We start from the raw sequence: 5,718 nt of genomic DNA on the forward strand, positions 1-5,718 counted from the left end.
CTGGTCGATGCGGTCGCCGGTGATGGGGATGAGCGGCGACTTCATGAACGAGAACAGCGACGCCTCGTCCTTGTTCGTGCCGATCATCAGCGGAACCGGGATGCCACGCCCCTCGCGCAGCACCGTGATCGGCGCTTCGGGGAGCAGGTCGCCGTCGACGACCGGCGCGAACGCGAGCGTGCCGGGGTCGGAGAGGGGGACCTCGTCGTACACGGCCTTGCCCGCGGCGACGACGGCGTCCACGGGCGCGGCGCGAAGGGCGTCGGGGGCGTCGACGCCGAGCTTCGTCAGGAAGCTCCGCGCGACCTTCTCCGCCCGCGCCGTGCCGTAGACACTGGATGCCGGGGACGACTGCGCGATCGCGCGGTGGAACAGTCCGCGCGCCGACGGGACCGCGAGGAGGGTCGTCACCAGGCCCCCGCCCGCGGACTCGCCGAACACCGTCACCCGGTCGGGATCGCCGCCGAACGCCGCGACATTGCGCTGCACCCAACGGAGCGCGAGCAGCACGTCCTTGAGTGCGAGGTTGCCGTCGAAGCCGCCGTCGGGCACGGCGCCCGTCAGGTCGAGGAACCCGAGCGCACCCAGGCGGTAGTTCACCGTCACCACGATCACGTCGCCCGCGGCCACCATCGAGGTCGCGTCGTACAGCGGCTGGCTCGACGATCCGAACGTGTACGCGCCGCCGTGCAGCCACACCATGACCGGCCGCGGGGCGTCGGCGTCCGTCTCGGGCGCCCAGACGTTCAGTGAGAGGCAGTCCTCGTCCTCCACGGCACCGTCGCCGAGCGGCACGGCGGGGTTCAGCGGCTGGGGGCAGACGGGGCCGAAGGCCGTGGCATCCACTTCTCCGTCAGCATCGGGCGCGGGGAGCGGGTCGCGCCAGCGGCGCTCGCCGGATGGCGGAAGAGCGAAGCGGATGCCGCGCCACGAGCGGACGGAGCGGTCGAGCACGCCGTGGAAGGTCCCGGCGGGGGCGGCGACGAGAAGGGTGTTCATGGGAGACCTCACGCGGTGAGCTGGTGGATCAGGTGGGACGCTTCGGACGCGGCGAGGACGGCGAAGAGAACGGTCATGATGACGGCATTGTGCGCGATCATCTCGTCCTTGAGACGGCGCAACGCGGCGACCACCGGCGGCAGGCCCGTCGCACCGAGGATCGTCGGGACGACGAGCGTCAGCGAACCCGCGACGGCCAGCGCGACGCACAGCAGCACCGTCACCGCGACGGGGAGGTGCGCCGTGCCGAGCACCGCGCCGCCCTTCAGTTCGAGCGGAAGGTTCTTGCTGTTGGTCGCCGCCATGATGAGCCCCAGACCGGCCGCGCGGGCCGGGGTGATGGCATCCACCGCGGCGAGCCAGCTCGGGGTCGCCGGCGGGGTCCCGGGCTTCGGTCGACCGAGCCAGCTGACCACCGCGAAGGCGGCGAAGCCGACCGTCAGCAGGGCCGTGAGGATCAGGACGACGATCTTGCCGCCGCTGCCGTGCGAGGCGGCGGAGGCGCCCGCGGACGTCGCGGCACCGACGGCGATGACCGCGAGGGTCACGGCGAGGAACGCGCCGGTGTACGCGGGTGCTGCGGCGCGCCCGCGCGTGGACAACAGGATCGCGGCGACGGCGACGATCGGCAGGGGCGAGATCGCCATGCCGACGGCGAGGGGCAGGAGTGTGGAGAGTTCGGACATCGGCGCCGACGCTACGCGTGGCGCTCCGAGCCTCCGGCGGAATGTTCGGTCGACACGACAGAACCGGGCGCGTCGGCCACGAGGAAGAGGGCCTCGAGCACGGTGTCGTCGCCCTGCGCCGTGAGACGGGCCCCGAGGCGGTCGGCACGCGAGCCGGCGCGCAGGTGCGCTCCCGCGGCCGGTGCGCCGGGTGAGATCACGCGGACCCGCAGGCGCGGCCCCGCGGCGGTCGCGAGGAGGTGCACGTCCACGCGCGCGGCCCGGCGGCGTGCGTGTTTCGCGGCGTTGAGCAGCCCCTCGGCCACGACGTCGACCACGTCGCGCGCGAGCGCCGCATCGTTCCGGAGCAGAGCGTCCGCGTCGGCGGCGACGTCGGCGTCGACGGGCATCGCGACGCCCCACGTCCCGAGCAGCGGCGTGAGCGACACCGTCTCGGCCGTCGGCTCCGGGTCGTCGAGCACGCCGCGCACGGCGTCCGCGAGGGGCGTCAGCCCCGCCCGGAACGACGCGACCTCGGCGGGCGTGGCATCCGGATGCCGCAGAACGAAATGCACGGCGGCGCCCTGGGCGTCCCCGTGCACGAGGTCGGCCGCGCGGTGGAGGCCCGCGCGGACGCGGCGCGTCCCGAGGTCGTCGGCACGTCCGCGGGCGGCGATCGCGCTCGAGAGGCGCCGACGCTCGACGCCCAGGCCGTGCATCGCGGCCCGCCCGCGCGCGAGGGCGAGCGCGAGCGCGGGATACGCGAGGATCGGCACGGCCGCGAACGGCAGCGGCACCCCCTGGGCGGCGGCGATCGCGGCGAGGACGGTGCCGACGAGGACGGATGAGGCGGCGAACACCCCGCCACGCGCGCGCGGCCGCCGGGCGAGCGGGCGCAGCCGCGAGAGGAGGTCGGCGACGGTTCCGCACAGCAGACCGGCCACGAGCCCGAGCACGAGCGCGACCGGCGGGACGCTGCGCAGCGCGTACGGAAGGACGGCGAGACCGTAGAGCATCGCGGACATGCCGATCGGCGGCAGGCGGAACGCGGAGCGCGTGCGTGCGTGTGGCGGTGGGGCGGCATCCTCGACGTCGAGGGACGGGGGAGCCGCGGCACGGTCGGCCAGGTCGCGCGCGTGCACGCGAAGAGTGGATGCCAGCTCCCGCACGTCGTCGACCGTTTCGGGGCGCGCGGTTTCGAGAGCGTCGGCGGCGGCGCGGATCGCGGCGCGGGCGTTCGCGGTGTAGCCGCGGACGCGCTCCGCGCTCCCGTTCCACTGCGCGAGGACCTGGGCCAGCAGCGTGTTCGTCTCGCGCGTCGACCGGGCGACGTCGACCAGTGCCGCGGTGCCGATCAGCGTGATCGCCCAGGCGACGAGGTTGGTCGCGGCGCGGAGCGGCAGTTCGTCCGCGGGCGCGACGGCGAGACCCGCCAGCCGTGAGATCGCGTCCTGCAGAGCGGGTCGGGCGAGCGCGGTGAGCACGAGCGCGCCGACGACGATCGTCGCGCGGACGCCGGGGCGCCGGGAGGCGCGCTCGGCGACGGCGACGACACCCCACGCGAGCGCGAACACGGCGGCCGTCGCCGTCGCCACGAGCGCGCGTTCGCCGCCGGAGAGTTCCGCGGGCAGCGGGGTGAGCACGGTGAGGGACATCGCCGCGATCGCGACGAACGTCCACCGCGTGACGAAGCGTCCGCCGCCGACGGCGCGGCGCACCGCCCTGAGCGGCGTCCTCACGCGACGGGGCCGAATTCGGCGAGGTACAGCGCGCTCGCCCGCACGCGCGGGTTCGTCCCGGTCGCCGCGCCGAGGTCGAGGCGGGCGAAGATGCGGCTCACCGCGCGCTCGACGGCTCGGGTCGTCGTGCCGCGCTCGTGGGCGATCTGCTCGTTGGACCAGCCTCGGGCGACGAGCGCGAGGATCTCGATCTGACGGCGTGTCAGGGCGGCGAGCGGCGAGACGCGCACCGGCGCCGCGGGAGCCGGGGGAGTGGTCGTGCGCAGCGCCGCCTCGATGGCATCCACCACGACCTCCGCCGAGCTGACGTCGAGCTTCGACACGAACACCGCTCCGCGCGGTCCGGGGTGCCCCGACGCGCGAACGCCTGCGGGAAAGCTGCTGAGGAACACGACCGCGAGGTGCGGGGCGAGTCCGGTGAGCATCGTGGCCAGCTCCACGCCCGAGGGACGCGAGCCGAGGTCGATGTCGGTGAGCAGCACGTCGGGGTCGGTCGCGGCGAACAGTGCGGTCGCCTCGGCGGCGTCGGCCGCGCCGGTGACGTCGAATCCGCGGTGGACCAGCATGTCGCACAGCAGCGCACGCATCGCGGGCTGATCCTCCACGACGAGCACGCGTCGCACCCACGCGGTCACCACGTCTCTCACACTATCTCTGCGTGAGTCGCCAGCATTTGTCGCCTCCGGCGCGGTTGCGGCGACAAATCCTGGCAACTCACGCGAGACGGCAGGGACCTTGGCGTCAAGCCCCCCGTGATGTCGGGGGCCGGGCGTACCTTTTCGGCATGAGCGAGTTGTCCGCCCCCACCGGTCGTGAACCCGCGCTCGTCGCGCAGCCCCGTCCCGACGGGTCCGCGCCGCGCGCCCTCGTCCTCGGCGCCACCGGCTACCTCGGCGGCCGCCTCGTGCCCCGGCTGATCTCTGCCGGCTACCGCGTGCGGGTGCTCGCGCGCGATGCGCGCCGCGTCGAGGCGTTCCCGTGGGGCCACGACGTCGACGCGGTCGAGGGCGACGCCACCGACGCGGCGGCTGTGGCACGCGCCGTCGACGGCGTCGACGTGCTCTATTACTTGATCCACTCCATGGGCGGTGGGCGCGACTTCGAGGACACCGACCGTCGCGCGGCCCGCACGGTCGCCGACGCCGCGGCCGCGGCATCCGTCTCCCGCATCGTCTACCTCGGCGGGCTGCACCCCGACGACGCACCGCTCTCCGCACACCTGCGGTCGCGCGTGGAGGTGGGCGAGATCCTGCTCGCGAGCGGCGTGCCGACGCTCGTGCTCCAGGCCGGTGTCGTGATCGGTTCGGGGTCGGCGTCGTTCGAGATGGTGCGGCACCTCACCGACGTGCTGCCGTACATGCCCGCGCCGAAGTGGGTGCGCAACCGCATCCAGCCGATCGCCGTGCGCGACGTGCTGCACTACCTCCTCGGGGCCGCGCGCGTCGCCCCGAACGTGAACCGTGCCGTCGACATCGGCGGACCCGACGTGCTGCGTTACGGGCAGATGATGAACGGCTATGCGCTCGAGGCGGGGCTCCACCAGCGGGCCATCGCGTCGTTGCCGGTGCTGACGCCGCGCCTGGCCTCGCACTGGGTCAACCTCGTCACGCCGATCCCGAAGTCGATCGCGCGGCCGCTCGTGGAGTCGCTGCAGAACGACTGCGTCGTGAAGGACCGCGCGATCGACGACCTCGTGCCGCGCCCCGAGGAGGGATTGATGCCGTACCGCGAGGCCGTGCGGCGCGCGCTCGGGCGCGTGAACGACGACGCGATCGAGACGAGCTGGCAGGACGCCGAGGTCTCCGGCGCCCCGAGCGACCCGCTGCCGAGCGACCCCGACTGGGCCGGCCGCCTGGTGTACACCGACGAGCGGACCATGCGCACGAGCGCGAGTCCCGCGCAGCTGTGGTCGGTGATCGAGGGCATCGGCGGCGAGAACGGCTGGTACTCCTCGCCGCTGCTGTGGGCCATCCGCGGGTGGATGGACCGGCTCGTCGGCGGCGTGGGTCTCGCCCGCGGCCGCCGCAGTCGGAGCGTCGTGACGGTCGGCGACGCGCTGGACTTCTGGCGCGTCGAGGCGATCGAGCCCGGACACCTCCTCCGGCTCCGGGCCGAGATGAAGGTGCCCGGTGGGGCGTGGCTCGAGCTGCGGGCGAGCCCCGACGGCGACGGAGCGCGTTTCGACCAGCGGGCGCTGTTCTTCCCGACGGGTCTCGCGGGGCGCCTGTACTGGCTGTCGGTGCTGCCCTTCCACGGGCTCATCTTCAGCGGCATGGCGCGCCGCATCACCGCGGCCGCCGAGTCCGGCAGCGCGA

The 5,718-nt window shown here is 74.1% G+C and carries 5 protein-coding genes; 1 reads left to right on the forward strand and 4 read right to left on the reverse strand.

All coding sequences use genetic code 11. The features are described from left to right. The 4 genes from I5G_RS22805 to I5G_RS14965 form a co-directional block, all read right to left on the reverse strand. Positions 1-999: carboxylesterase/lipase family protein (locus tag I5G_RS22805; protein WP_022879774.1), on the reverse strand; the 999-nt coding region annotated here is incomplete at its 3' end. Between the two features lie 8 nt (positions 1,000-1,007). Continuing rightward, positions 1,008-1,685 carry a GAP family protein gene (locus I5G_RS14955; RefSeq protein WP_022879775.1) on the reverse strand — a complete coding sequence of 226 codons (678 nt, stop codon included), beginning with the start codon at positions 1,683-1,685 and terminating at the stop codon, positions 1,008-1,010. Positions 1,686-1,696: 11 nt separating this feature from the next. Next, positions 1,697-3,403, reverse strand: a complete 1,707-nt coding sequence (locus I5G_RS14960) for a hypothetical protein (protein WP_148286511.1) — start codon at positions 3,401-3,403, stop codon at positions 1,697-1,699. Next, the gene (locus I5G_RS14965; protein WP_026095967.1) at positions 3,400-4,041 is read right to left on the reverse strand and encodes a response regulator; all 642 of its coding nucleotides are present in this window, start codon (positions 4,039-4,041) and stop codon (positions 3,400-3,402) included. The genes I5G_RS14960 and I5G_RS14965 overlap by 4 nt, the downstream gene beginning before the upstream one ends. Before the next feature lie 146 nt (positions 4,042-4,187). Here I5G_RS14965 and I5G_RS14970 point away from each other — a divergent pair. Then, positions 4,188-5,718: SDR family oxidoreductase (locus I5G_RS14970; protein WP_022879778.1), on the forward strand; the 1,531-nt coding region annotated here is incomplete at its 3' end.

Source organism: Microbacterium sp. B19, from assembly GCF_000333395.1.
GTDB lineage: Bacteria > Actinomycetota > Actinomycetes > Actinomycetales > Microbacteriaceae > Microbacterium.